A 24,764-nucleotide genomic window follows, 5' to 3' on the forward strand; every position below is an offset into this window, starting at 1 on the left:
AGGCAGGCCCTCCCGGCCTGCGGTCGGCGCGCCGGCGGGACCGTTGAGTTGCAGCCCCCCGCGCATCAATAGGCCCCCTGCCCATGGAGCACCGCACGCAGCGTCTTCCACAAGATCACTGTGTCCAGGGCGAGCGACCAGTCCTCCACGTACCGCAGGTCCAGCCGGACCGCCTCCTCCCACGACAGGTCGCTGCGTCCGCTGATCTGCCACAGGCCGGTGAGTCCGGGCTTGACCAGCAGCCGCCGCCGGATGTCCGGGCCGTACGCAGCGGACTCCTCCGGCAACGGAGGCCGCGGACCGACGAGCGACATCGATCCGGCGAGCACGTTGAAAAGCTGCGGGAGCTCGTCGATCGAGTACCGGCGCAGCACCGCTCCCACCCGGGTCACCCGCGGATCCCGGCGGAGCTTGAACAGCGGGCCGGCGCCCTCGTTGCGGTCGGCCAGCTCGGCACGTGCCCCGTCAGCCCCGGCGACCATGGTGCGGAACTTGAGAATGGTGAACTCGCGGCCGTCCTTGCCGACCCTGCGCTGGCGGTAGAACGCCCCACCCCGACTGTCCATCAGCACGAGCAGCCCGACGAACACCATCAGCGGCGCGAACAGCATCAGCAGGATCGCTGCGCCCATCCGGTCGACGACCTCCTTGACCGCCCGGCGGCCCCCGGTGAAGGTCGGCATGCTGACCCGCAGCAGCGGTATCCCGAGCACCGCGTCGACGTGCAGCCGCGGGCCGGCCACCTCCATCAGCACCGGGGCCACGATCATCTCGGCGTCGCTGCCTTCGAGGTTCCAGGCCAGCCGCTGAAGCCGGTCCGGTGACCAGTGCGGGTCCGGTGTGACCGCGACGACACGGTAGCCGTCGCGGCGGACGTGGCCCGCGACGTCCGCCAGGCGGCCGACGACCGGCACTCCGTCCAGTTGGTCACCGTCGAGCCCGAGACCGTCCGTCGTGCACACCGCGTCCACCCGCCAGCCGAGGTGCGGGAACTTGCGGGTTCGGGTGATCAGGTCGCTCACGGTGGCCGGGCTACCGGCAGCGAGCACCGGTCGCAGGCACCGTCCTTCCTGCCGCTGTTTGTGCAGCCAGAGGCGCAGCAAATACCGCGCGGTCATGGTGATGAGCGCGATCGCGGGGATCGCGACGAAGATCCAGAGCTTGATGTTGTGTGAGGTGAGGGCGATCCCGCCGAGCGCCAGTACGACGGTCGCCGCGAACAGTGAGCGTCCGAGCCGGCGGAATTCCTCGGCGCCCTGGCCGAGCACGGCCGAAGCCCACGACCGGCTCACCGCAAGCGCCCCCAGCACCAGCAGCTCGGTGCCGAATGCGAGAATTCCCCACTTCTCGTGCCAGTTGGCCGCGTCCCGGTTCCCGAAGAAGTTGCCGATCGCCGCCACCACGAAGGCGGTGGCCACGGTATCGCTGGTGATCACGGTACGGCGGTACCGCTGCTCCCAGTCGATCGCGGGCTGGCTGATTGCCCCGTTCGCCAAACGCCCGCGCGTCGACGGAAACGGGCTGACTAATCCCCCTTGCCGCACAGAACCCCCCAGGTCCCCAGTGGCTCGACGTGTTCGCCCAACACTGTTCCTCCACCCCCCGGGAGGCCCCCGCCCCCCGCACTGTTCCGCCCCGCGGGAGGCCCCCGCCTCCCCGCGCCGCACTGTTCCGCCCCGCGGGAGGCCCCCGCCTCCCCGCGCGCACATCCCGGCTATTTCGGAGCTACTTGAACAACTCACCCCGGCGGCAGCAGACTCGCATGTCCTGCCGGCCTCTCGAGTTGCGCGGGAACCCGTCGAAACCCCGGGCGCTCCCCGCACCCAAGGCCCCTCTCGGGCTCCAAGAATTGATCACCCCCACGTCTGGCGCCGGGGACGCGACTGCTGGCTTTCCGTAGCGCCGGACCTATAGATCATTATTGGTCGCCCCGTGATCGAACAGCTGAAGCACGGTCAATCTAGACCATCGGGGCCCAGTGTGTAGAGAGGATGTGTGTAATTTGTGTTCAAGCTTTGAGGCTGGGTCCACCGATCGATGACCGCTCTAGGTGAAATCCCAGCGATCTTCCCGAGGATGGGCATCTCTGAGATCTGGCGCAGTCCCGCTTCGCGGGCGGCAGTCACACCGACGGGCGTGCGGCAGGGACGCGACGGCAAGCCGGTTGTGCAGCCTCAGCCCACCCCGGCAGGGGCAGATTTGCGAACAGGCAGAATTTTTAAGGCAGTTACCTGCCTCACGTTTCAGCCGTTGATTGAGCCACTCGCACGCCGCCACTCGTAGACCTCGACAACAGGTGCCCACCTGTGGACCGTGAGTGAGTGAGGTTCGCACATGCCAAGGATCCTGCTGCACAAAGCCCAGCGCTGCTTTGCGACACAGGTCTGTTGCCGGGCCGGGTCAGGGAACCAGGCTTCGTTCCAGCGACTGTCCCACTGAGCGGTCGATCCCATGGACTACTGCATACCCTGCCGCCGCACCCTCAACGGCGCTGTGACCTGCCCGGAATGCGGCGCGTACGACCACGGCATGGCACCGCTGAGCGATGGGGGCGGCGACGCTCCGGCGGTCGACACGGCGGCGATGGGGGTCCTCTTCAGCCAGGGGGCGGACTCCGCCGAGCCCCGCCGTGGTCCCTCCTCCGTCACTCCCCAAGTTCCGGCCTCCGACCTGCCCGAGGCCCGGCGCCACGGTCCGCCGCGCTGGAAGAGGTACGGCGTTCGGACTCTTGCCGCGGCCACTTTCGCTGTGCTCGGCGGCCTGGCAACCGCGTCGCTGGTGCCCCAGCACTCCGCAGGCCTCCCGCAAGCGGCACCGAGCCCGGAGCTGGCATCCCCGGACGAGCCCCAAGGGCACGACACCAGCGAACCCCCGAACGCCTCGCGGTCACCGGATCGTCCGGCCACACGCCCGGGTAGAGGAGCGGCTCGCAACCGGAATGACGGTGTGACTCGGCGCCCTGACGCGACGCCCACGAACCGGGAATCACCTGCTCCGCAGGCGTCCGCTGCGCCCGTAGGTTCGCCACCGGTGAAGGCCGGGCCGACCCCGAGCCCATCCTCCGGCCGGCCGACCCGGCCGACCCGGCCGCCCTTGCCGCCGGCGACGCCGACCCCGAGTCCTTCGCCGAGTACCGGCGCAAGCGCCTCGCCAACGGGCAGCCCTGCACCCGACAACACAGGTGATCCAGGGACCGATGTGCTGAGTGAACTGACGGAGCTGTTGCTGCCGGGCTGATCGGCAGTGCCGGTGACGACGAAACGACTTTCGGTGCGGTCGAGGTATTGCGCTGATCGGCTGCTCTTCGGGCCATCTCGAAGCGATGCTCGCGACGCCCGGCACGGAACCTCGCTTTGTTGGCCAAACAGCCGAGTACGACGCACTGCGAGCGGGCCCTGTACAAGCACTGGAACCGCGGAGTGAACGCGACAGACGGGTGCGACAACGGGGCAAGCGCTGAGCTTGTTCTCTGACACCTTGCGCAAGGAGTACATCCCGCTCACCGTTCAGGGCTCCGGCAAGGACACGGTGGTCCCGGACGGCATGACCGTACGGCCGGCAAGCGTGCTCGGATGCGGCCTTGCGGCGCGGGCCGGTACCGCTCGGCGATGTGGTTCCGTCGGGCGGCTGTTGGCGTGGTACCGACATGTGGTTCACTAGTCTGAGAACGAACTAGTCGAACTCGCGGAATAGAAAGTAGAGTTGACTATCGATGGTCGCCGTGGAGTCCGGCTGGTTGCGTGGGGTGCTACCACTGGCGCTCGCCGCCGTGCTTGCCGAGGGCGACCGGCACGGGTATGCGCTGGTGCAGGAGTTGACTGCCCGTGGATTCGGCACGGTCCGTGGCGGCGCCCTGTATCCGGTGCTCGGCCGACTCGAGACCGAAGGGGTGGTGGAGGCGCGCTGGGAGCCCGGTGACGGCGGGCCGGGACGCAAGGTCTACCGGCTCACCGACGCGGGGCGGGCCCGGCTGCGTGAAGAGACCACCAGCTGGAAGCAGTTCTCCGACGCGATGGATCAACTCCTCGCCCGCAGTATGGAGGAGTTGCCATGACAGATGAGGTCACCCGGTGGAACGCACGGGTTCGACTGGCACTGGCTGCACAATCGGTGGACAGCACCCTCGCGGACACGGTGCTGGAAGAGGTCGCACAGCACTGCGCGGACAGCGGTGAGCGCCCTGAGGACGCCTTCGGCATGCCCGAGGCGTACGCCGCCACTGTGGTCAGCGAGCGCGTCCCGCCGGAGGAGCGTCTTCGTCACCGGGGCAGCCGGACGCCTGCGGCGACATTCCGCGCTGCACTCGTCCCCATCGGTACGGCCGCTCTGGTGGCCGGCGCCTGCCTGTGGGTCGCAAACGGATTCACGCTGGCTCTGACCCCTGGCGGGCTGGTCGGCTCATCGTCCGTCGCCGTAGCCCTGACGGGCGGCCATCTCGCAGCCACCGCCTCACGATCCCGCCGACGTGCCGCGGGGTGGGTGCTCGTGGCCGCCGCAACGGTGCTGGGCGCGACGGCCTTCACCGTCCTCTCCAAGAAGGCCTTCGGCCACCTACCCGCCCCTGTCCTGTGCCTACTGGGCCTCGCGCTGCTCGGGTGGGCCGCACGGGACAGACCACCCGCAGACCCTGAAGGAGTCACCATGCAACCTCGGACGGACGCTCAGAACACGGTCGGGCGTGAGCACTGGCTCGGCCAACTGACCCAGCTGCTCGAAGAGCGCCACGCTGTGCCCCGCGCACGCGCCGCAGAGCTCACCAGGGAAGCCGCCGACCACCTCGCCGCCACCGAACGCGCGCCCGAAGAGGAGTTCGGGCCCGTGGAGCTGTACGCGCTGCGACTGTCCGAGGAGGAGTCTCCCCGCCCACGGTGGTGGATGCGCAGCGACATCCAGAACGCGATACTTGCCGTGATCCTCACCGGGTATCTGGTGGGCAATCTCGCCTCCGGCGGCCCGTTCTGGCGCACCGCACTCGCCGCCGGTGCACTCGCCGTGGACCTGGCGCTCCTTGCCGTCTCCCTGGTGCGCAAACAACGCGACAGCTCACTCCGGCGATAGCCGCACTACGGGCTCCACAGGGTTGATGTCGACGGCCACCCCTGACAGCCACCCCTGACGGGGAGCCCTGTCGACCAGCGCGCACGGGTCTCAGTTCAACCGAGCCGACCGTTGCCTCTCAGACCCCCGCGGTCCAGGACGCCGACGCCCACCCCCAGCCTGAGAACTCGGCGAGCGGATACCGTCCCCTCCTTGCTTTCTCCCTTGAGAGATTTCCCCCATGCTCAGAGCCGAGTCCGGCTTCAGTGTCCTGTCCGACGACTTCGCCGCCGCCCCCTACCGGTACTTCGCCGGGTTGAGGGAACGTGCACCGGTGCACTACGAGCCGGCGATCGACAGCTACTTCCTCTCCCGCTACCAGGACGTGAAGCGGGTGCTGACCGACCATCAGGCGTTCACCACCGAGACGCTGCAGGTACGCGCAGAGCCGGTGATGCGCGGACCGGTCCTCGCCCAGATGACCGGAGCCGAGCACACCGCCAAACGAAAGATCGTCGTCCGGGGCTTCACCGGGCAGGCCCTGCAAGACCAGATACGCGCCATCCACGCCAACGCCGCCGAGCTCATCGCACCCTTCCTTCCCCGGGGCCGGGTGGACCTCGTCAACGACTTCGGCAAGCCCCTCGCCGTCTACGTGACGCTCGACGTCCTCGGCCTGGACAAGAAGGACTGGCAGCAGGTCGCCGCCTGGCACAGCGGGGTCGCCGAGTTCATCACCAGCATCGTCCTCACCCCTGAACGCCGCCGGCACTGCCTGGACTGCGCCGAGCAGCTGGAGGCCTACCTCGTCCCTCTCATCGAACAGCGGCGCCGCCACCCCGGCGAAGACCTGATATCGAAGCTGTGCACCGCCGAGTTCGACGGCATCGCCATGAGCAATCGCGACGTCACCGCGCTGATCATCAATGTCCTGGCTGCCGCCACCGAGCCTGCCGACAAGACGCTCGCACTGCTCTTCAAGCACCTGATCGACCACCCCGAGCAGATGGCCCAGGTCTGCCAGGACCCGACACTGCTGTCCGCCGCGATCGCGGAGACCCTGCGCTACACCCCGCCGGTCCAGCTCATTCCCCGACAGTCGGAGAAGGACGCCGTGTTCGCCGGCACCACCGTCCCGGCAGGTGCCACCGTCTTCTGCATGATCGGTGCGGCCAACCGCGACCCCGACGCCTTCACCGCCCCGGACACCTTCGACATCCACCGCCCGGACCTGGGCACCGCCCGCTCCTTCACCGCCGCCGCCCAGCACCTGGCCTTCGGCACCGGACTCCACCAGTGCGTCGGCGCAGCCTTCGCCCGCGCCGAGATCGAGACCGTCGCCGCGATGCTCCTCCCCCTGCTCGACCAGGTCCGCTACAGCCCCGACTTCCGCTACCGGGAGACCGGCCTGTACACCCGCGGGCCCGCCTCCCTGTCCCTGGACTTCACCCCCGTCCACGAATCCCCGGCTCCCGGAGCCGGGGCCGCCCAGACTCGCCACCCCTCCAGGAAGAGACCTCAGTGACACCGACCGACATCACCCGAGCCATCAACGACCTGCTGTTCACCCCGGGCCTCGACCTCGCCGAAGCCGTCGACCGGCATTTCGCACCCGACTACCGTCAGCGCACCGACGGCGTGTGGAGCGACCGTGCCGGCTTCGTCCAGCACATGACACGCCTTCGTTCCCTGGTCCGAAGCGGCCACATCGAGGTCCACGACGAGTTCCGCGACGGACTGCGTTACGCCGACCGTCACACCGTCACCCTCACCCAGCACAACGGTCGTACCTCCCGCACCGAGGTGTACCTCTTCGGCCAGTACGCCCCCGACGGGCGCTTCCAGCGCGTCGAAGAAACCACCCTCCTGCTCACCGGGCACCCCGACGACCAGAACCTGGGACTCATCAACTGACGCCACGGAGCGCGCAGAGAGAGTTCTGTACGTGCGGACCTGCCTCCAGGGCCGTCCGAAGCCGGCACCCTCCGCAACCGCCTTCCCGGCGTCAAGGACGGGCCATGGACACGTGAACACTGTTGTTACGATCCCGAAAGGAGCAGCGGCTCATCGATGGCGACCTCAGACGTGCCGGACACGACACCACTTCGACCGGGCATGACCGTCCGGCGCCGGATACGGGGAGGGGAGCCGTCATGGGGTCCGTGGGGGAGAGACTGAGCAGCGCGCGAGTGCGGGCTTTCATAGGCCGGGAAGACGAACTCGGCCGCTTCGCGGAGGCGTTGACCGGCGATCCGCAGGCGCCCCTCGTGTTCTACGCGTTCGGGCCGGGTGGCATCGGCAAGTCGACTCTGGTGCGGCGTCTGGCGGACCAGGCCCGTTCGGCAGGCCGGTCGGCTGTCGAACTCGACGGTCGCTTCGTCAGCCGCGACCCCGCCGACTTCGAGCGCGCGGCCGCCCCGTTCCTGGACGTTCCCGGCACGGTCCTGTTCGTCGACTCCTTCGAGCACTGCCAGTGGCTGGAGAGCTGGCTGTGGCAGCACTTCCTCCCTCGCGCCGCGGACGGCGCCCTCGCTGTTCTGGCCGGCCGCATCGCCCCGCAGGCACAGTGGAGCGCCGACCCGGCGTGGGCCGGGGTCCTGCACGTCACCGAACTCAAGCCGTTCGCCGAAGCACAGGCCCGCAGTCTGCTGGCCGCGGCGCGGCTCCGGCCCGAGTTGCGTGACCGGGTGCTCCGCTTCGCCGGAGGCAACCCGCTGGCCCTGTCCCTTGCGGCCGCCGCAGGAGCAGGACCGGCAGGCTGGAGCAACGAGGAGATCTGGGCTCCCTCTGCCGACGTCCTGCGCACCCTGTTGGCAGGGCTGATCGGCGAGGTGCCCACGGCGGCCCACCGCCGAGCCCTTGAGGTGGCGGCACAGGCACATTCCACGTCCGAGGAACTGCTGTCCTCGGTACTGCCCGAGGAAGACGCCCACCTGCTCTTCTCGTGGCTGAGGGACCTGCCCTTCATGGAGTCCACGCATCGAGGGCTCCACCCGCACGACGCCGCACGCGAGACGCTGGCCGCCGACCTGCGCTGGCGAGCACCCCATGCCTTCGTGACGATGCGTCGGCGACTGGCGGAGGAGTACCTGCGCATCCTGCGCGAGGCACCCGAGGAGCGTGTGTGGACCGTCACCGACGAACTCTTCTACCTCTTCAAGGAGGTGGAAACCCTGGCGCGCCTGCGTACTTGGTCCCGTGAGGACGAGGTGCACGACCGTCCCCTGCAGCCGGGTGACCTCGATGTCGTGCTCCGCATGGCCGAGCAGACCGAAGGGCCCGCCTCCGCGGATCTCGTCCGCTACTGGGCACAGCGCCAACCGCAGGCATTCAGCGTCTACCGTCTCGTGAGTACCGGCCGGATGGTGGCGTTCACGGCCCGACTCGTCCTGCCGGCCCCACCCGACCCCCGGGACCTGGCCACCGATCCCGTCGTCGCGGCAGCCTGGGAGCACACCGAGGCCACCGCGCCCGTCAGTCCCGGCGAGCACATCGGCATAAGCCGCTTCTCGATCTACCCCGAGCGGTACCAGGTCCCCTCGCGCGTCATCGACCTGAGCAGTTCCCGGGCCCAGGCGGAAGCCGCCCGTGCCCGAGGACGCGCATACGGCTTCGCCGTCTACCAGGACGCCGACGCCTGGGCCGTGCGCGTCAAGGGCACCCTCGCGGACACCGGTGCGCGACCGCGAGTCGGCGAGCACACCTACGGACTGTTCAGCGTCGACTGGCGCCAGGTGCCCGTCGAAACCTGGCTCCGCCGCTTCATATCAGCCACCGACGTCCCCGCCCAGTCCGGACCCCCGGGAATCTCACGCACCACGTTCGACCAGGCCGTACGCGAAGCCCTGGCGCACTGGCGCGATGCGGGCGCCTTCCCCGCTTGTGCCCTGATGCGCGCCCGCCTCGCGGCCGACTTCGACGACCCCGTCAAAGAGCTGCGCGCCCTGCTGCGGCAAGCCGTCGACGAACTCGCCCGCGACCCGCGTGGAGTGCGCGCCCGCGAAGCCCTGACCGCGGGGTACTTCTCCGGTGCACCCACCCAGGAAGCCGCCGCCCGCCGCCTCGGCCTGCCCTACGGCACCTACCGCCGCCACCTCCGGCAGGGCCTGGACCTGCTCTGCGAGGCCCTGTGGCAGTGGGAACTGCACGGCCCCGACGGGAACCACAGGCGCACGATGTCTGATCCGGAGTCGTAGAGGGCTGAACACTCGGGGTGCGCCGGCGTACATCCGTCGCAGGGCGCCTCGTGGACAGGTGCGGACAGGACTGGACAGTCAACGCCCCTGCCGGGCGTGGAAAGTGGACACCGCCCGACACGAGGCTGTGCGCCATGAACCTTGGACGCACGAAGGACCAGGCATCCCCCGCTCACCGGCCGGGGGCCGTGCTCGCGGCGCTCGCTGCTGCGCAGCTCACCGTCATGCTCGCCACCTCGATCGTGAACGTGGCGCTGCCGCAGATCCGTGCCGGGGTGAACCTGTCGGCCGACGGTACCACCTGGGTGATCAACGCCTACGGCCTGGCGTTCGGGGCGCTGCTCCTGGCCGGGGGACGGGCGGCCGACATCCTCGGCCGCCGCCGGGTGCTGATCGCCGGCCTCGCGCTGTTCGCGGGGGCGTCGCTGGCAGCAGGACTGGCCACCTCCACAGGCGTACTCATCGCCGCCCGCGCCGTTCAGGGACTTGGCGCCGCCGCCATCGCCCCGGCCGCACTCGCCCTGGCAATGGGCCTGTTCCCGTCCGGCTCCGGACGCGGCAGAGCCCTGGGCGTGTGGGGCGCGGTCTCCGGCGCGGGAGGAGCGGGAGGTGTCCTTCTCGGCGGCGTGCTCACCCAGGCATGGGGCTGGCCCTGGATCTTCCACTCCGTCGCGCTCGGGGCGGTGCTGGTCCTCTTCGCCGTGGTGGCCCTCGTGCCACAGGCTGCTGTTCGGGAGTCCGCGCGATTCGACCTCCTGGGCACCGCCACTGTCACAGTCGCCCTGACCTGCCTGGTCTGGGGCCTGACCACCGCACGCGGCACCGGCTGGACGGACGCCCGAGTGCTCGGCGCCCTCGCCGGTGCCGGCACACTGCTCGCGGCCTTCGCCGTGATCGAGATCCGCCGGCCGGACGCGCTGATACCCCCGCGACTGATCACCACCGGCCGCGTCGCCGCGGGAAACCTGTTGATGGCCCTTCTGGGGTCCGTGTGGATCGCCCTGTTCTTCTTCCTGCCGCTCTACCAGCAGCAGGTCCTCGGAATGGACCCCTTGGCCACCGGAGCGGGCCAACTCCCTCTCGCCGTGGCCAATATGCTCGGCGCCGCCGTCGCACCGCGCATCTCCCGGCGCATCGGCGGCACCGCAACGGTGACCGCGGCCTTGCTCACCGAGGCCGCCGGAATGCTGTGGCTGTCACGGCTCAGCGCCGACGGAAGCTACCTCGTCGACGTCCTCGGTCCGAGCATCCTTGTCGGACTCGGCCTGAGCATCGCCTTCGTCCAGCTCACCGCACTCGCCGTGGACGGTGTCCCGCCACAGGACGCGGGTCTGGCCGGCGGGCTGGTGAACACCAGCCGCCAGGTCGGCGGCGCGATCGGTCTCGCCGCCCTGGCCACCCTGGCCGGCTCCGTCACCGCCCACGCATTCACCCACCAGCCCCACGTGGAGGCGCTCAGCGCCGGTTACCGAGCCGCCTTCACGGTCTCGTCCGGGGTTCTGGCCGCCGCCGCACTCCTCGCCCTGCCGCTCACCCGCCGCGGCCGCACGACCCGCGGCACCCTCCCGCCCACCGCGGCCGCCTCCACGACGCCCCGCCAACAGGACCAGGCGTCCCAGTGCGCACCCACCGCCTGATCCAGCACTCCGGAAGCCAACCCAACGCACACCGATCCACCACCGATGAGGGAATCGCATGCACACCATCGACTCCAACGCCCCCGTCGTCGTCAGCCTGACGACGGCCGTCGACGCCCCGCTCGCCACCGTCTGGTCGCTGCACACCGACATCGACAACTGGCCGGTGTGGAACGTCGGCATCGACCAGGCCAGGCTCAGCGGGCCAGCGGCGGTCGGCACCGACTTCACCTGGCGCACCCACGGGCTGAACATCACCTCCACCATCCACGAACTCCTCCCCGGACAGCGGATCGTCTGGGGCGGGACCGTCCAGGGCATCGTCGGCATCCACGCATGGACCTTCGAGCAGACCGGCGACCACGTCGTCGTCCACACCGAAGAGTCATGGAGCGGAGAAGCCGTCGACGCCTCGGCCGACGAACTCGCCACGGCCCTGAAGACGTCCCTGGAGAGCTGGCTCGACTGCCTCAAGGCCCGCGCCGAGCAGATGGCCTGAGACCCCACACCACACCACGCACCACGCACCACGCACCACGCAAGACAACGACGACGAAATCCGAGGACCCGAGCATGAGCAGCAAGCCCTATCTGACCGGCCACTACACCCCCGTCGCCGACGAGATCACCGCCACCGGCCTCACCGTCGAGGGCGCCCTGCCCCCCGAACTGACCGGCCGCCTGATCCGCAACAGCCACAACCCCAAGCCCGGCGTCACCCCCACCCACTGGTTCAAGGGCAGTGGCATGGTCCACGGGATCCGGCTCCGCGAGGGCCGCGCCGAGTGGTACCGCAACCGCTGGGTGCGCACCCCCGCCCTGGACGGCGCCCCCTACATGACCGAGCGCGGCCCGGACCTGACCGTGAGCACGGCCGGGACCCACGTCATCGAGCACGCCGGACGACTGCTCGCACTGTGCGAGGCGAACTTCCCCTTCGAGCTCACCCCGGACCTGGAGACCGTCGGCGCCCATGACTTCGACGGCCGGCTGCGCACAGCCATGACCGCCCATCCCAAGGAGGACCCGGTGACGGGGGAGCTCCACTTCTTCGGCTCCTCGCCGTTCCCGCCCCATCTCGTGTACTACGTCTCCGACGCCAAGGGGGAGATCGTCCACAGCGCCGAGATCCCGGGCGCGAGCGCCTCACTCAAGCACGACTTCGCCATCACCCGCAGCCACGTCGTCTTCATCGAAGGCAACGTCACCTTCGACCCCGCCGAGCACTCCGGCATCCCCTACGGCTGGAGCGACCAGCAGCCCTCCCGTATCGGCGTCATGCCCCGCACGGACGACGGCGCCCGGCGCATCCGCTGGTTCTCCATCGAACCCGGCAACATGCTGCACGTCGCCAACGCCTACGAGGACGGCCAGGGCCGCATCGTCCTGGAAGGACCCACCGTGGACCGCGAAGGGTTCCAGCTCTCCTGGAACTGGTGGGTCGGCGCACCCGAGCGGGGAACCGAGCCCGGCACCCGCTCCTACACCCGCCGCTGGGTGATCGACACCACGGCCGGCACCGTCGACGAGCAGATCATCGACGACCTCGCCGTGGAGTTTCCGACCCTCAACGAGGACTACCTGGGCGCCGAGCACCGCTTCCAGTACGCGGTGTCCTTCCCCGACCAGAAGGGTTTCGGCGGCTACGGCGTCGTCAAGTACGACCGCACCACCGGCGCCCGCCGCATCCACCAGGTCGGCGACGCCCGGCTGCCCAGCGAAGCGGTGTTCGTCCCCGCGGCCGGCGCCACCAACGAGGACGACGGCTACCTGCTCACCGTCATGTCCGACCTCAAGCAGGACGCCTCGCAACTGCTGGTCCTGGACGCCGCCGGCCTCGACCGGATCGCCACCGTCCACCTTCCCCGCCGCGTGACCGCTGGAATCCACGGCTCCTGGATCCCCGACAGCGCCCTGGACAACAGCGAGGACTGACCCACACCGTCCCCGGAGCGAGGCACAGCCGGGGACGACCGCCGGTGGGCGGCTCCGGGCCGACCTCCCGGAGCCGCCCACCCCCCTCGGGGCGGTGACCGCCGGTCAGGTCACCGCCCCTGCGCGGCCCGGCTGTTGCACACCGGCCCGAGCCGCCCCTGCTGTTCCCGAACCCTCACTCACATCCGCAAGCCACCCTGGAGGATTCCCCCATGTCCATCGCAGCCCCCGACTCCCCGGTCGCTGCCCGCGCCGGTGCCACCCCGAGTCGTCTCGTGGAGGTCGACAACCGCGCGGCCTACATCAGCTTCGGACTCGCCTACCTGCTCGGACACGGCGCCGCCGCAGTCTCCCAGGGCGACAGCCCCTGGCTCGGCCTGCCCGGCTGGCTGCCCACCACACTCCTCGGAATGGGGCTGGCAACCGGCGTCACCCAGGCCACCGTCGCCGCCCTGCGGGCCCAGCGCGGGGCTGCCGGGCCGGACGTCCTTTCCGGCAAACTGCTCGGCGCCGCCTGGATCGCCGCCTTCACCGCCCTGTTCCTTGCCATCACCGGCCTGACGTCCGCCCTCGACATGCCAGAACTACAGCCCATCCTCTGGCCCGCCGGCTCCGGCCTCATCGTCGGCCTGCTCTACCTCGCCGAAGGCGCCGCACGCCGCAACCTGCTGCACTACAGCCTCGGCGTCTGGCTGGCCCTGGCCTCCACCGCGGCGCTCTTCCTCGGCACCCCCGGCCTCTACTGGGTCCTCGCCATCGCAGTCGGCGGCGCCTACGCCCTCGCCGCGGCCCTCGAACGCCGCCGCCTCGTACAGCACGCAGGGCATCCCCAGCACTGACGGTCCGCCTCGGCGCGGGCGCCGGCCGAACCAGGGGTCCTTCCACAGCCGGGGCCGAGGAGCCACATGTTCACGGAATGGTCCTCGGCGGTACCGGGCAGCCGCAGGACTTCGAGGCGCGGGGGATCAGCATGGCCCCGCGCCGGAGCGGGATCCAGGCCCGGGGGGTGCGAGCTGCTGCCGCAGGGCGGCGATCTCGGCTCGTAGCGCGGCGACGTCCTTCTTGTCGGCGGCCTGGTCGTCCTCGCGCAGGCTGCCCGCTCGACGCCGAGCTCCTCGAAGTCCCTGAGGGAAGCCCGCTGTTGCGGGAGCGGCGCCTGACCACCGATTCCCAGGGCACGCCCATCGAGTGGTCCGACGACCGCTACCGCTCGGACATCGCGACGGTGACCGTGACCAATACGCGAAGCTCCCGCACCGCCATGCTCTGAGGGCGGGAGCCCTCGCGACTCCCCATGCCGGGCGACCACGTCCCGAGCCGGGCGCCGGATACGGACCGGGAGGTCTGGCGGACGGAGTGTGTCCGCCGGGAGATCGTGGCCATCAAGGAGCAACTGCACTGCAGCGCGATCCTGCTGCTCGGCCACGACCTCGACCGGCTGACGGAGGCCGCATCGATCGCGGCCGCGCACGGCTACTACGGGGTGACGGCGATCTGCTGGGCCGGGTCGGTGGTGTCCGCGACCGTGTAGACGGCGTTGAAGGTGGAGCTCGTCGTGCTGGTCGGGCAGCCGAACCCTCCGGTGATCTTGACCGGGACCGAGGCGTTGGTGAAGGTCAGGGAAGGCGGGGCGCCGTTGGCCCAGGCGCCGGGGACGCTCGCCGCGGCGGTCGGCGCGGCGACGACCGTACAGGTCGCCAGACCGGTCGTCTTGACCACGAGGCCGCCCGTCGGGACGGTCATGGTGGCCGTGATCGGTGTCCCGTTCTGCATGGAGACCGCCCAGGTGCCGCTGGTGGTGACGGTCGGGGTCACGCCCGGCATGCTCGAGGTACAGGAGCCGTACGTCGGGGCGGATATCGGGGAGGAGACCGGGCCTGCCGGGTTGTGGTTGCCGGGGGCGCCCGGGACGGTGCCCGTGGACACGGAGACCGAGCAGGTCACGGTGACCGAGCCGGCCTTGAGGGTGGCCTTGCCGCTCAGTGTGGCCGTGAAGGCGTGGTCGGCCGGGGTGACGGTGGTCGAGTCGGCTGCCCGTAACGGTAAGGGTGCGGCGGTCGCGGAGACGGCGCCGAGGGCCAGCGCGCCGGCGGCGGCGAGGCCGAGGGCGAGCGTGGTGGGTGTGCGGCTCATGGCTGTGCTCCTTGGGGATCGGAGAGCGGTGCGGGGGAGGGGGTGTCGTCCGGTGCGGGCGGAGCGGATTCCGCGGTTCTGCCGGATCCGGCAGAACCGCCGGCCTCGGCGGACTTGGGCGTGCGCGGCTGCCAGGCGAACATGAGGCCGCCGCCGAGGATGCCGAGCAGGGTCCCGATGAGGAATCCGCCGAGGTTCGACAGCACCAGCGCGGCGGTGGCGATGAGCGTGGTGACGACTCCGGCGAGTGTGCGGTAATGGGGGGCGAACCAGACGGAGACGCCGAGCACGATCATGACGAGGCCCATCAGGACGGACGGGATCCCCGACACGCCCTGAGTGAGCATGACCTTCAGCGGGGCGAGCGGCAGGGCGCAGATCTCGGCCCCGGCGAGGACGGCGGCGAGTCCGCCCCAGAACGGCCGGCTGCGGCGCCACCGCCGGAACCGCGTCCGGCAGGCAGTCAGAAGCATTCCTTCTTGCCCTTGCTGATCTTCATGTTCAGGCCGGAGAGCGTGAAGGTGCCGGCGTTGGTGGCCCACGCCGTCTGCCGCAGATCGGTGATGCGAACGGTGTCGGCCTGCTGGGCGAACAGATCCTGCATGCCCTGGGCGTCGGACGGGCCCTTGTCCACGGTGGAGGCGTCGCGGCCGATCTCGATGTTCGTGAAGGTCGCGTTGCCGGAGAGCTGGGTGGCGTCGACGAAGAGGTTCGTCGCCTCGACCGGGGTCTTCTGACCTGCGGTCAGGTTGAGCGAGACGTCGCCGATCAGCGGGAGCGAGGTGACCACCGACTGGCAGAGGCTGTGGAGCCTGGCCTCCTTGATGGCGGTGACCGCCACCGGGATGAGCTCGTCGCGGGCGTTGACGTCGACGCTGCCGTACTGGACGAAGCCCTCGCCGGTCAGGCTCTGGGCGGAGACCTTGAACTGCTGGCCCGAGACGGCGAAGGAGGCGGCGAGCGCTCCTTGGGCGAGGGCGATGCCGAGGGCGGCGGTGACGGCGACGGCCGGGACCGTCAGGACGGCGAAGCGCCGCCATCTCACCCTGCCGCCGTCTAAGTCGTGTTTCATGACAGATCCCCCTTGGGTGGGGTGGAGTGGGGGTGGGTTTGATGCGACCTGTGTCGCTGTGTTGTGATCCGTGCGACCGGGTCGCGGTTGATCGTTACTCACCGGTATGACCGTGGGGTTGAATGTAAGAGTGCCAATGGGGATTGGCAAGGTTGCGCGAACACCCCCTTTAGGCCAAGTCCCTACTGCTCCGTACGCAGCAGTGCGGCGACTTCCGCCTCCACCCTCCGAGCCATCGCCCGCGCGAATTCCGCGGCCACGACCTCGCCCGCCACCGGGCGCAGCGCCGCCGCCGCCTCCGTGACGTGTTCCAACTGCTCGGCCGAAAGCTGCTCCAGCCCCTCGGGGCCGATCACATGCCGCCGGAACAGCTCGACGAACCGGTCCGCGAGCGCCGCCGCTTGAGTCTGGACGAAGTCCCCCGCGTCCAGGATCTCCGCGAGCGGCACCCCCTGCCGCACGAGCGCCAGCGTCGCCTCCAGCAGCCGTCGGCTCGGGAAGGTGACGGTGTCCCCGTCGACGCGAACGTACTCCAGCGCCGCGGCCCGCCGCGTGTCCTGGGGCGTCGCCGCCGGGCCGAACATCTTCCGCAGCTCGGCAACGTTCATCGTGACGGGCACCTCCTGAACCCAGTCGCGGGTCATCTCCCGTTCCAGTCCGAGGAGTTGGGCGATGCCGCCGCCCTGCTCCCAGGCTGCCAGCAGCTCCGCGATGCCGTTCACCGTGTAGCCGCGGCCGAGGAGGTCGTCGATCAGCCGCAGCCGGGCCAGGTGATCGTCGGAGTACCAGGCGATCCGGCCCTCCCGGCGGGGTGGGGGCAGCAGTCCACGCTCCTGGTAGTAGCGCAGATTGCGGACTTTCACGCCGGCTGCCCGGGCCAGCTCCTCCCGGCGATACTGCGCCCCGCCCGCTGCCACTGGTTCCCCCGCCGCCTCGCTGCTCACGGCCCCGAGCCTAGAGGGTGTCTTCAAATGATCTCGGGTGGTGGATCACGGGGTCGTGATACACCGCCATGAACTGTCCGATGCTGAGTGGGAGTTCGTCGGGTCGCTTCTGCCCGTGTCCTCGGGTGGAAGGAAGCGGCTGTCCGGGACAACGCCATCCGGCTGGTGGAGCAACCGCACCACGGCGGGCACCAGGAAGGTCGGGATGAAGCTCAGCAACGGCAGGTGGTGGGCAACTCGTCCGGCGCCTTCCGACGACTCCAGCGCCGACTGGACCCCTGTGGTGTCGCTCAAGGTCTGCTACGGCTGACCGGCGCCCCAACCCCGCGGGCCGATACAGCTAGGGAACCACCGGCCCGTGTTCATGGAGGAACGACAGGACCGCCGAGCGGCTGGAGGCCAGCAGTTCCGTACGGTCGAACCATGCCTGTGACCGAACACCCGCGTTCCGCAGGCCCTTGAAGCCCTTGAGATGCACCGTGACCATCCCGTTCGGCTGGACCCCGGCCGTCACCCAGTGTGGGCCGGGCGCCCCCGGCCCGAGAACCTCGATGCGCACCCGCACGTACAGCGGGAGCTGGCTGCCGAGGGTCACTCCCTCGCCGGGCGGGACGCTGAGCAGCCCGTGGATGGTCAGGTCGTCTCCGTACCAGGCGCCCGAGGTGAGCTGGAGGTGGGTGCTCCGGCGGGGGCGGATGAAGTAGAAGCAGCTGCCCCATTCCGCGTCGGAGTCCTCGGCGCGGCGCCAGGCGGTGAGCTGGAACCCCTGGTCGTTGGAGCAACCGGGGCGTACCAGGTGCTCGTCGAGCGTGAGGGTGCAGCGGAAGACGGCGGCCTGTCCCGGCGGGATCTTTGCCTGGGCGGGGCTGATCTCCAGACTGGCCCCCCGGGGCAGTCCGCGTGGGCACAGGTAGGCCGTCTCCGTGTCCGTCGCGTCGTTGTGCACCTGGAACAGGAACTCGATGGGGGAGTACGGGCTTCCGGACACCGGCTCGAACTCGTCCACGTTCTTCTGCGCGTTGTTGTTCTGCAACCGGACGTCGTCCGAGGACAGCGCCAACGTGTCCCCGGTGGCCGGGTCGACTGCGCTGGGGATGGTCCAGTCGATGATCTCGGCACGCAGGCACTGGTGGGCATTGGTCGCGGGTGTGACGTTCCAGGTGAAGGCGGCCGTCTCCCAGTTGTTGGCGGGGACCTGCGTCAGGGTCATGGTGTCCCGTTCGATCCAGCGGCCCGCGTCTCCGGCTCCGGGCGGATCACAGATGAACCAGCGCACCTTGACGTCCTCGGCCGGAACATTCCCGGCGTTGTGCGGGCGGACCACGAGGAAGTGCGGCAGAGTGCCCGTACTGGGGAAGCGCACCTTGTCGCCCTGGTCGACCGGCGTGCCCTCGGGGTAGACGTCGGGGATGGCGGGGTCGGGGTTGTCGCCGGGCCAGTCGACCCAGATGTCGGGGCTGCGCCAGGAGGGCACATTGTCCTGGAAGAAGAGGTCGATGAACTCGGCGGCCTCCCGCGCGATCCTGACGCGCGCGATGGGGATGGTCCCGCCGCGGATGAAGCGCAGTTCGGCCAGCTCGGCCGTCGTCCCCTTGACCGGGAACTCCACACCAGCGGCGAAGCTCCAGGCGTCACCGGCGGTGGTGAGTTCGCCGCCCAGGTTCAGCAGGTGGGCCTCGCGCCGGTACAGGCCGTTCACGGCCCAGCGGCGGTCGGTACCAGGCCGAAGTACGTTGGTGACGAGCACGGTGGGGGTCGGCGGCAGTTTCTGGGAGAAGACGGTGCCGGGGGCGCGGAGTTCGACGAGATCGACGACTCCTCCATCGCTGCCCAGGTGCACCTTCATCAGCTGTCCGACCGGCACTCCCGTACCCACGGCCGCCTGGACGTCACTCTTCATCGTGTCGTCCCAGTGCTCCACGGGCGCGAGCCATGCCTCGGTGGTGGTGGGCCCCGACGGCGCGGGCATCGGCACGTCGATGACCCGGTTGCGGTGCGGATCGGACGGGTTGTCCTCGATCCAGCCGAGAGACCACTTGGACCAGCCGCAGAAGTGGTTGAATTCGGTGTAGGGACCGCCCGCCATGTGGCACCACTCGTCGAGGTACTGCACGTCGTCGCGATAGTCGGTCTCCTTGTACAGATCCGGAAGGCCGAGTGTGTGCCCGAGCTCGTGCGCCATGACTCCGGGATCGAACTGGTCGAAGCGTTGCCCGACCACCGTGTCCGTTCCCATGGTTACCGTGGGCAGCAGGAAGGACGGGTTGTGCAGGTCCCGCGCCTGGTGCTCGCGGCGGAACATGCGCAGCCGCGCGAAGTCGACGGGGCTGGTGCAGTTCCACCGGTCAGCGGCGGGCACGGGGTTGCCCGTGGGATCCGTCGCGGGGCAGCTGCCGACGAAGGCGATCATCATGACGTCGAATGCGGCGAACTGGGCCCCCACGGCGATGGGGTTCCACCCCATGGTGGCGCGCACACGGTCCATGGCCGCGGTGAACACGTCGTCGGCCAGCGCCGCGTGATCCTCCAGCGTGTTCTCGTTGTCCTTCGTGCTGGTACTGCCCGCGACGGGTGCGGCCGTGTCCCATCCGGTTCCGCCCAGCCGCTGGGGTGCCAGGGCCTCCATCCTGGCGCCTGAGCCTCCTTTGCGCTCGGTCAGGTCGATCCGTGCGGTCGCCCTCAGCGCCGCGGTGTCCTCGGTCACCACGGGTACGTCGGAGAAGTCCGGCTCATTGAGCCCAGGGCCCTCGCCGGCGTCGAACCGGGTGGCGGCCAGGCACGCGCGCAGACCGGCTTCGATGCCGGCGGCGTCGTCAAGGACCCCGTCCACGGCGCCGGTCCCTGTCAGGCCCAGCGCGGTGAGCGCGGCCGGGGGAGCGCCCGGCGCGGTGAGGGTGACGGTCCCCTTGCGGATCGCCTGCGACGGAGCGGACGGGGCCACCCTGAACTGCCCTTGCAGGCTCCCGAACCGGGTGTCGTCGTCGTTGTCGCGGATCCGCCGGAAGACCACGTCCTCCAGCAGCCTGGGTGCGCCCGGGAGCGCCGCCTCCGCCGCACGCACCGCGGCGGTGACGTGCGTTCCCAGGGCGGCGAGAAAGACGGTCTCGTCGTCGCCCTGGAGGTGGGTGCGGTTCAGTGCGCCGAAGCCCAGATTCAGCGTGTGCGCCTGGCCCGTCTGGTCCACCACATCGACCTGCAGTGTCTCCGACCCGGTGAACTGGACGGTCACCGGGTACGCCGGGTGGGTCCGGGAGGTCCAGAGCGCCGCGAATTGCATGGCGTAGTCCTTGCCGGTGCCGACCCGGGGATGGGTGCGCAGGGTCAGGGACTCGGAACCGTCGAAGGCAGGCGGGGCGATCGGGTCGAGGGGGATGACCGCCTCGACGCCGCCGGGGTGGTACTCGTCGGTGAAGTACGAGGCGATGGGGCGGGGAAGGACCAGGGGTCTGCTGAGCGTTCCCAGATCGACGCCGAAGACACGGAACCGGGTGGTGAGCGTACGGAAGCTGTTCTCGTCGTAGTAGTCGGTGACGGTGTCGTACACGTGCTGTCGCATCAGCGCGTGCAGCTTGGACTGGTCCGGGTCGCTGAAGGTCTGGCCCGGCTCCGTCACAGTGAACACCGCGATGTTCCAGTTCGGGTTGGCCTTCCCCGGCTGGTGCCGGCGGCCGTGGAACGTCATCGAAGCCGCTCCCACGGCCTCGATCCCCGGCCCTTCCGCCGCCGCTTCCGGCGGTACCCCGTGGATTTCGCTGGTGTACGTATCCAGGGCCCAGGCTTCCAGGAGAGCCTTGCGGGGGCGGACCAGCAGCATCCGGTCCGTGCGAGGTGAGCCGGGTACGAGGAGGGTGCCGCCGCCCTGTCCGAGGTAGCGCTCGAACTCCACGTTCAGCCGGTGGTCGAGCAGAGCGACCCGGTCCCCGTGCTCGGAGAGCGCGGCGAGATGGCGCCCCAGGGGATACAGCGCGGTGACCGACCAGCCCAGTAGGGCGCCGTGCCGACGTTCGCAGGGCTCGTTCTCCGGGCGGCCGGGGGAGGGGCGCCCGTCGTCCGGGCGGCCTTCCCCGGCCTGGGCGTAGGGCACCTTGAGAAGCTCACCGCCCTTGCGCGCCACCACGAGCCAACGGCCGTCCAGCACCGTGGCGGCCGTTACCCGGGTCACCTCCTCCGGGCCGTCCTCCAGACCGGTCATCTCGAGCGTGTCGCCGTCGGAGTTGGTGGGGAATCCGATCAGGGCCGCCCCATGGGACGTGTCGACCGCCAGCAGTGCGTCGCCATGCACCGGATCGCAGGGCCGCAGCGAGGCCAAATGCGAGAACGGCAGCCGGGCCCGACGGACCACCCCCGCGCCGTGCTCGTCCAGCTCGCTGAGGACGGCACCACCGCCGCGACCGTAAGCGGACACCGCGAGCACCGCTCCGTGCGTGGCGATCAGGTGCGTGACCTTGCCGCCGAGGTCGGCGGCCAGCAGCCGGGCGCTCGGCTCGCTGCCGACCTCGGGAAGACGAAGCGCCCACACTGTATGGTCGGCCAGAGCGGCCAACACCTCGAACGGTGCACGTTCACCGCGGGGTTCCAGCAGCGACACCTGGGCATCCAGCTCGTACGCGGCCAGCTCCTCGGGGAGCCCCTGGGACTTGCCGCCGGAATCGAGGAGTTCGTCGAATCCGTAGACGAACACCCTCCCGCCCTGACCGACCGCGACCCGGGTGTCCTGCCCGAACAGAGCCACCGGTCCGATTCGCCCCGCACCCTCGGGGCCCTTGTACGTAGAAGCACCGAAGCCCTGCATTGCGAAGCTCCAGGAGTAAGGAGTCGGTTCACCGCCGGCAACCGGGAGTCGCCCCCTCCCCACCGTTCACTTTCATTGAACACCGTCACCCTCGGAGCCGCATGGTGGGGGCGTTACGCATCCTGAGACGTATGGAGTGTGCGGTCGGCGCCGGAGATGTGTGAATCACGAAGTACTGCGGCCGGCCGAGCTTCGACGATGCACGCAACTCCGATGCGGTGGAACTCTGTCCGATACGTCGCTCGGCATGAGCCGTGCGCCGTCGCTCATCACTGCGCCAGCGCTCGCCTTGCCCCCGCACGCATCCGGGTCCAGCGCGGAGAGAGGGAGGTTTGGAAACGGGGATGGAGGGGGAAGCGCACGAGCGGAGTCCGCAATGACCACCGCATCTACCCGCCGCCGCCACAGTTGCTGCCGCCCGGTGGGCCGGGCGTTGGTCGCCGTATTGCTGTTTCTCGGGGGAAGCGCCTGTGCAGGCGCGGCGTCGGCCGACGAGACTCCGCCCGACCTCCCATTCGCACAGCGGGCACGCCACCATGCAGCCCGACAAGATCCCGCCGCAGGACTACGCTGCCGACGGCATCGCTCGTGTCGAGGCCGCGGCCAACGTGGATGTCGCCGTCCACTGGAACGCGATGCACCAGTACCACTTCACCTCGCTCGTCGACACGACGGCCGGCGGTACGGGTGCCTTCATCAACCCGAGCGGCACGCTGGTCACCTCAGCCGATGCCGTCCGGCTGGACCGGGAACGCATCACCGTGTACGCGGTCAACCAGGCATGGCACCAGGCCGCAGGGATGCCGCTGCCTGCGGACCCGTACAAGCCGGCGCACGTAACCGGCAACCCCGGGCTCGAAGCGGCCGTCAACAGTTGCTACCGGCCGGACAACCCGGATGCGGACTGTGCCGTCTTCATCACACCCCAGATCACAGTCCACCCCTGCACCGAGGCCGGCAAGCCACTGAAGGCGACCCTTCTGTCGACCTGGGGCTCGGTGGCGGTGCTTGCCGCCGCCGCCCCTGGCAAGACAGCCACCGTCGCGCTGGGGCCGACCCCGCAGGCCGGCAGGCCTTGGACCGCGATCGGCTGGCGCACCACACCCACCGCGACAGCCAATCCGGCCATCCTGGAGGGCCGGTACAGCGCGCAGGGAGCAGTGTCGTCCGAGGACATCGCCAAACTGCGGAACCAATTGGGAACCGGGATGTCCGGCTCGTTTCTCGTGAATGACCGCGGTGCGGTGACCGGCAGGCTGAGCCTCGCCGGTCGTTCGGCGGCCGTCATGCCGGCCGATCGGATAACGGCGGCGCTGGACGACAGCGGCGTGCAGCCCGCGCGTGGCCCTGGCGACTCCAGCCTGGTCAACGGACTGTTGCTGTACGCCAAGCACGAGTACCGCCACGCCGCGAAATGGCTGCACAGCGCCGCGGAAGACACGGGGCAGGGCGTAGTGGCCGCCCGCTATCACGAAGCCGCCCACGACAGTTCCGGCAAGTCGGCCGACATGAGTGACGAAGCCGACGCGCACACCGGGCACAGTGTTTCCGACTCCGGCACCAACTGGCCCCTGATCGGGCCGCTCATCGGGCTTGCCGTCCTGGTCGTCGGCGTGCTGCTGTTCGCTTTGAGGCGCAGGAGACTGCGCCCCGCCGAGGAGACGGGCACGGCTGGTCCGTCGCCCGCCGGCATCAGGGACGTGCTCAACGTGCCGAGCGGCACAGCGCATCTGGTCTTCTTCTCGTTGCCCGACCGGATGAAGGCGCAGGAGCACACCTTCACCCGAGTTCTCGACACCGTACAGCTGCCCAAGAACTGACCCGAGCCCGTACGTGGGTCCTTCCCGCAACCCGGAATGTGGAGGTACCTCTCATCGACGTCAACCGGGGGTGTCAGCAGGCACTTGCGGGACGGGCGCCCGATTGTCCGTCGTCCAGACCGGTGCGATCCCGCCCCCCATACCGTGAGAAGGTGCACTTTCAGGTCGAAGCGCTCACCCTTCAAGGTGGCGGAGGGCCCAGTTCCGGTCGCTCGGCGTCGGTTCGGTCCGCCAACGAGCCCGTAGGACTCCGTCGTTGTCGGGCATGACAGCGGTGAACAGAGGAACACGTTCACCCGCATAAGCGGACAAGAGTGCGGCGGTGTGGGCGCTGGATATCCGGGCGGTCAGCTCCGGGAACTCGTCCTCGTCGGCGATGGCGCTGAAGATGTGGCCGTCCTTGTCCTGCCAGACGCCTTCGAGGAGGCCTTCGGTGGGGAGGGCTCCCAGGACGGAGTCGAGGTCGGAGGACAAAGGCGGCCACACAGCCAGGCGGGCCCGGGGAGCCAGTCCGGCGCGAACCGTGTCGACGGTGTCGCGGGTGAGGTGGTGCCATCGTGAGGCGCCTGCGAGATACGTCTCCTCGAGGATTCCGGCGCTGCCGTTGGCGACTGCCCGGTGCAGGTCGGCCCAGAAGTCATCATCGCCGGGCCGCTGGACGCCTTCCTCCTCGGCCTTGAAGCCGTACGGTGAGGCACCCAGGCGTTCTGGGAACAGCCCGATCGCGCGGGTCCGGGCCAGCGCCTCCGCGCAAGGCCGGCTGCTGCTGATGTAGAGGTACTGGTCCCACCCCACGTGGACCGCGAACGTGTCCTCCACCTCCAGTCGGCACCAGGCACCGCTGTCGCGCAGCATGACCCGCACCAGCTCCAGCCCGATGTCGAGCGGCGCCTCTGCTCCGTCGTGGAAGCCGGTCGAGCCGAACGGGAAGAGCCCGTCCAGCCCAAAACCGTCCACCGGAGGCTCGACGCCGAAGTGCGCGAGGGACGGAACCTGCGGTTCGCGTACGGCCAGGTGATCGATGCCTGTGTCCCCGGCGAATGCCGCGACCGCCTGAAGATAGGCCGCCTCGACCTCGCCGTGGTCGCTGACGGTGTCCTCGGGCCCGGTGTAGTGCCCGTGTCCATCGCGGTCGGCGGGATCGTACTTCGTAACGCGGAATACGTAGGGCAGCACGGCCCCATCTTTCAGCATGGGC

The 24,764-nt window shown here is 69.7% G+C and carries 20 protein-coding genes; 13 read left to right on the forward strand and 7 right to left on the reverse strand.

What is annotated here, in order from left to right; genetic code table 11:
* Positions 1-65: 65 nt before the first annotated feature.
* Positions 66-1,544: a sugar transferase gene (locus tag ACZ6ZQ_RS01340; protein ID WP_469766481.1), complete on the reverse strand. Its 1,479-nt coding sequence runs from the start codon at positions 1,542-1,544 to the stop codon at positions 66-68.
* A 907-nt stretch (positions 1,545-2,451) separates the two neighbouring features.
* On the opposite strand from ACZ6ZQ_RS01340, the gene ACZ6ZQ_RS01345 reads away from it, so the two are divergent.
* The 12 genes from ACZ6ZQ_RS01345 (at position 2,452) to ACZ6ZQ_RS01400 (ending at position 14,336) form a co-directional block, all read left to right on the forward strand.
* A complete protein-coding gene (locus ACZ6ZQ_RS01345; protein ID WP_469766482.1) occupies positions 2,452-3,237 on the forward strand; it encodes an SCO2400 family protein in 786 nt (261 codons plus the stop codon).
* Between the two features lie 475 nt (positions 3,238-3,712).
* Positions 3,713-4,054 carry a PadR family transcriptional regulator gene (locus ACZ6ZQ_RS01350; protein ID WP_469766483.1) on the forward strand — a complete coding sequence of 114 codons (342 nt, stop codon included), beginning with the start codon at positions 3,713-3,715 and terminating at the stop codon, positions 4,052-4,054.
* Positions 4,051-5,058 (forward strand): hypothetical protein, encoded by a 1,008-nt coding sequence (locus ACZ6ZQ_RS01355; protein WP_469766484.1) that lies wholly within the window; start codon positions 4,051-4,053, stop codon positions 5,056-5,058. The genes ACZ6ZQ_RS01350 and ACZ6ZQ_RS01355 overlap by 4 nt, the downstream gene beginning before the upstream one ends.
* A 220-nt stretch (positions 5,059-5,278) precedes the next feature.
* Positions 5,279-6,562: a cytochrome P450, cyclodipeptide synthase-associated gene (locus ACZ6ZQ_RS01360; protein ID WP_469766485.1), complete on the forward strand. Its 1,284-nt coding sequence runs from the start codon at positions 5,279-5,281 to the stop codon at positions 6,560-6,562.
* A complete protein-coding gene (locus ACZ6ZQ_RS01365; protein WP_469766486.1) occupies positions 6,559-6,951 on the forward strand; it encodes a nuclear transport factor 2 family protein in 393 nt (130 codons plus the stop codon). The genes ACZ6ZQ_RS01360 and ACZ6ZQ_RS01365 overlap by 4 nt, the downstream gene beginning before the upstream one ends.
* A gap of 248 nt (positions 6,952-7,199) precedes the next feature.
* The gene (locus ACZ6ZQ_RS01370; RefSeq protein ID WP_469766487.1) at positions 7,200-9,233 is read left to right on the forward strand and encodes an ATP-binding protein; all 2,034 of its coding nucleotides are present in this window, start codon (positions 7,200-7,202) and stop codon (positions 9,231-9,233) included.
* Between the two features lie 134 nt (positions 9,234-9,367).
* Positions 9,368-10,870 (forward strand): MFS transporter, encoded by a 1,503-nt coding sequence (locus tag ACZ6ZQ_RS01375; RefSeq protein ID WP_469766488.1) that lies wholly within the window; start codon positions 9,368-9,370, stop codon positions 10,868-10,870.
* Between the two features lie 58 nt (positions 10,871-10,928).
* Complete coding sequence (locus ACZ6ZQ_RS01380) at positions 10,929-11,369, forward strand: SRPBCC family protein (protein WP_469766489.1); 441 nt, start codon at positions 10,929-10,931, stop codon at positions 11,367-11,369.
* Positions 11,370-11,443: 74 nt separating this feature from the next.
* Positions 11,444-12,805: a carotenoid oxygenase family protein gene (locus tag ACZ6ZQ_RS01385; protein ID WP_469766490.1), complete on the forward strand. Its 1,362-nt coding sequence runs from the start codon at positions 11,444-11,446 to the stop codon at positions 12,803-12,805.
* Positions 12,806-13,017: 212 nt separating this feature from the next.
* Positions 13,018-13,644 (forward strand): ABC transporter permease, encoded by a 627-nt coding sequence (locus tag ACZ6ZQ_RS01390; protein WP_469766491.1) that lies wholly within the window; start codon positions 13,018-13,020, stop codon positions 13,642-13,644.
* Between the two features lie 131 nt (positions 13,645-13,775).
* Positions 13,776-14,075 (forward strand): UTRA domain-containing protein, encoded by a 300-nt coding sequence (locus tag ACZ6ZQ_RS01395; protein WP_469766804.1) that lies wholly within the window; start codon positions 13,776-13,778, stop codon positions 14,073-14,075.
* 24 nt (positions 14,076-14,099) lie between these two features.
* Positions 14,100-14,336: a hypothetical protein gene (locus ACZ6ZQ_RS01400; protein WP_469766492.1), complete on the forward strand. Its 237-nt coding sequence runs from the start codon at positions 14,100-14,102 to the stop codon at positions 14,334-14,336.
* On the opposite strand, the gene ACZ6ZQ_RS01405 is transcribed toward ACZ6ZQ_RS01400, so the two are convergent.
* From ACZ6ZQ_RS01405 to ACZ6ZQ_RS01425, 5 genes are all read right to left on the reverse strand, one after another.
* Positions 14,282-14,938, reverse strand: a complete 657-nt coding sequence (locus ACZ6ZQ_RS01405; RefSeq protein ID WP_469766493.1) for a hypothetical protein — start codon at positions 14,936-14,938, stop codon at positions 14,282-14,284. The two genes, ACZ6ZQ_RS01400 and ACZ6ZQ_RS01405, sit on opposite strands and share 55 nt — an antisense overlap.
* Positions 14,935-15,411 carry a DUF6114 domain-containing protein gene (locus ACZ6ZQ_RS01410; protein WP_469766494.1) on the reverse strand — a complete coding sequence of 159 codons (477 nt, stop codon included), beginning with the start codon at positions 15,409-15,411 and terminating at the stop codon, positions 14,935-14,937. The genes ACZ6ZQ_RS01405 and ACZ6ZQ_RS01410 overlap by 4 nt, the downstream gene beginning before the upstream one ends.
* Entirely contained in the window at positions 15,402-16,010 is a 609-nt protein-coding gene (locus ACZ6ZQ_RS01415) for a DUF6230 family protein (protein ID WP_469766495.1), read from the reverse strand. Before ACZ6ZQ_RS01415 ends, ACZ6ZQ_RS01410 begins: the two co-directional genes overlap by 10 nt.
* A gap of 182 nt (positions 16,011-16,192) precedes the next feature.
* Positions 16,193-16,954 carry a MerR family transcriptional regulator gene (locus ACZ6ZQ_RS01420; RefSeq protein ID WP_469766496.1) on the reverse strand — a complete coding sequence of 254 codons (762 nt, stop codon included), beginning with the start codon at positions 16,952-16,954 and terminating at the stop codon, positions 16,193-16,195.
* A gap of 340 nt (positions 16,955-17,294) precedes the next feature.
* The gene (locus ACZ6ZQ_RS01425) at positions 17,295-21,686 is read right to left on the reverse strand and encodes a hypothetical protein (protein WP_469766497.1); all 4,392 of its coding nucleotides are present in this window, start codon (positions 21,684-21,686) and stop codon (positions 17,295-17,297) included.
* A 596-nt stretch (positions 21,687-22,282) separates the two neighbouring features.
* On the opposite strand from ACZ6ZQ_RS01425, the gene ACZ6ZQ_RS01430 reads away from it, so the two are divergent.
* The gene (locus ACZ6ZQ_RS01430; RefSeq protein ID WP_469766498.1) at positions 22,283-23,566 is read left to right on the forward strand and encodes a hypothetical protein; all 1,284 of its coding nucleotides are present in this window, start codon (positions 22,283-22,285) and stop codon (positions 23,564-23,566) included.
* A gap of 174 nt (positions 23,567-23,740) precedes the next feature.
* Here the strand turns inward: ACZ6ZQ_RS01430 and ACZ6ZQ_RS01435 are convergent, their stop codons facing one another.
* On the reverse strand, positions 23,741-24,742 hold the full coding sequence (locus ACZ6ZQ_RS01435; RefSeq protein WP_469766499.1) for an RNA-binding protein: 1,002 nt from the start codon (positions 24,740-24,742) through the stop codon (positions 23,741-23,743).
* Positions 24,743-24,764: the final 22 nt, after the last annotated feature.

The organism is Streptomyces sp. NPDC053673 (assembly GCF_055585225.1).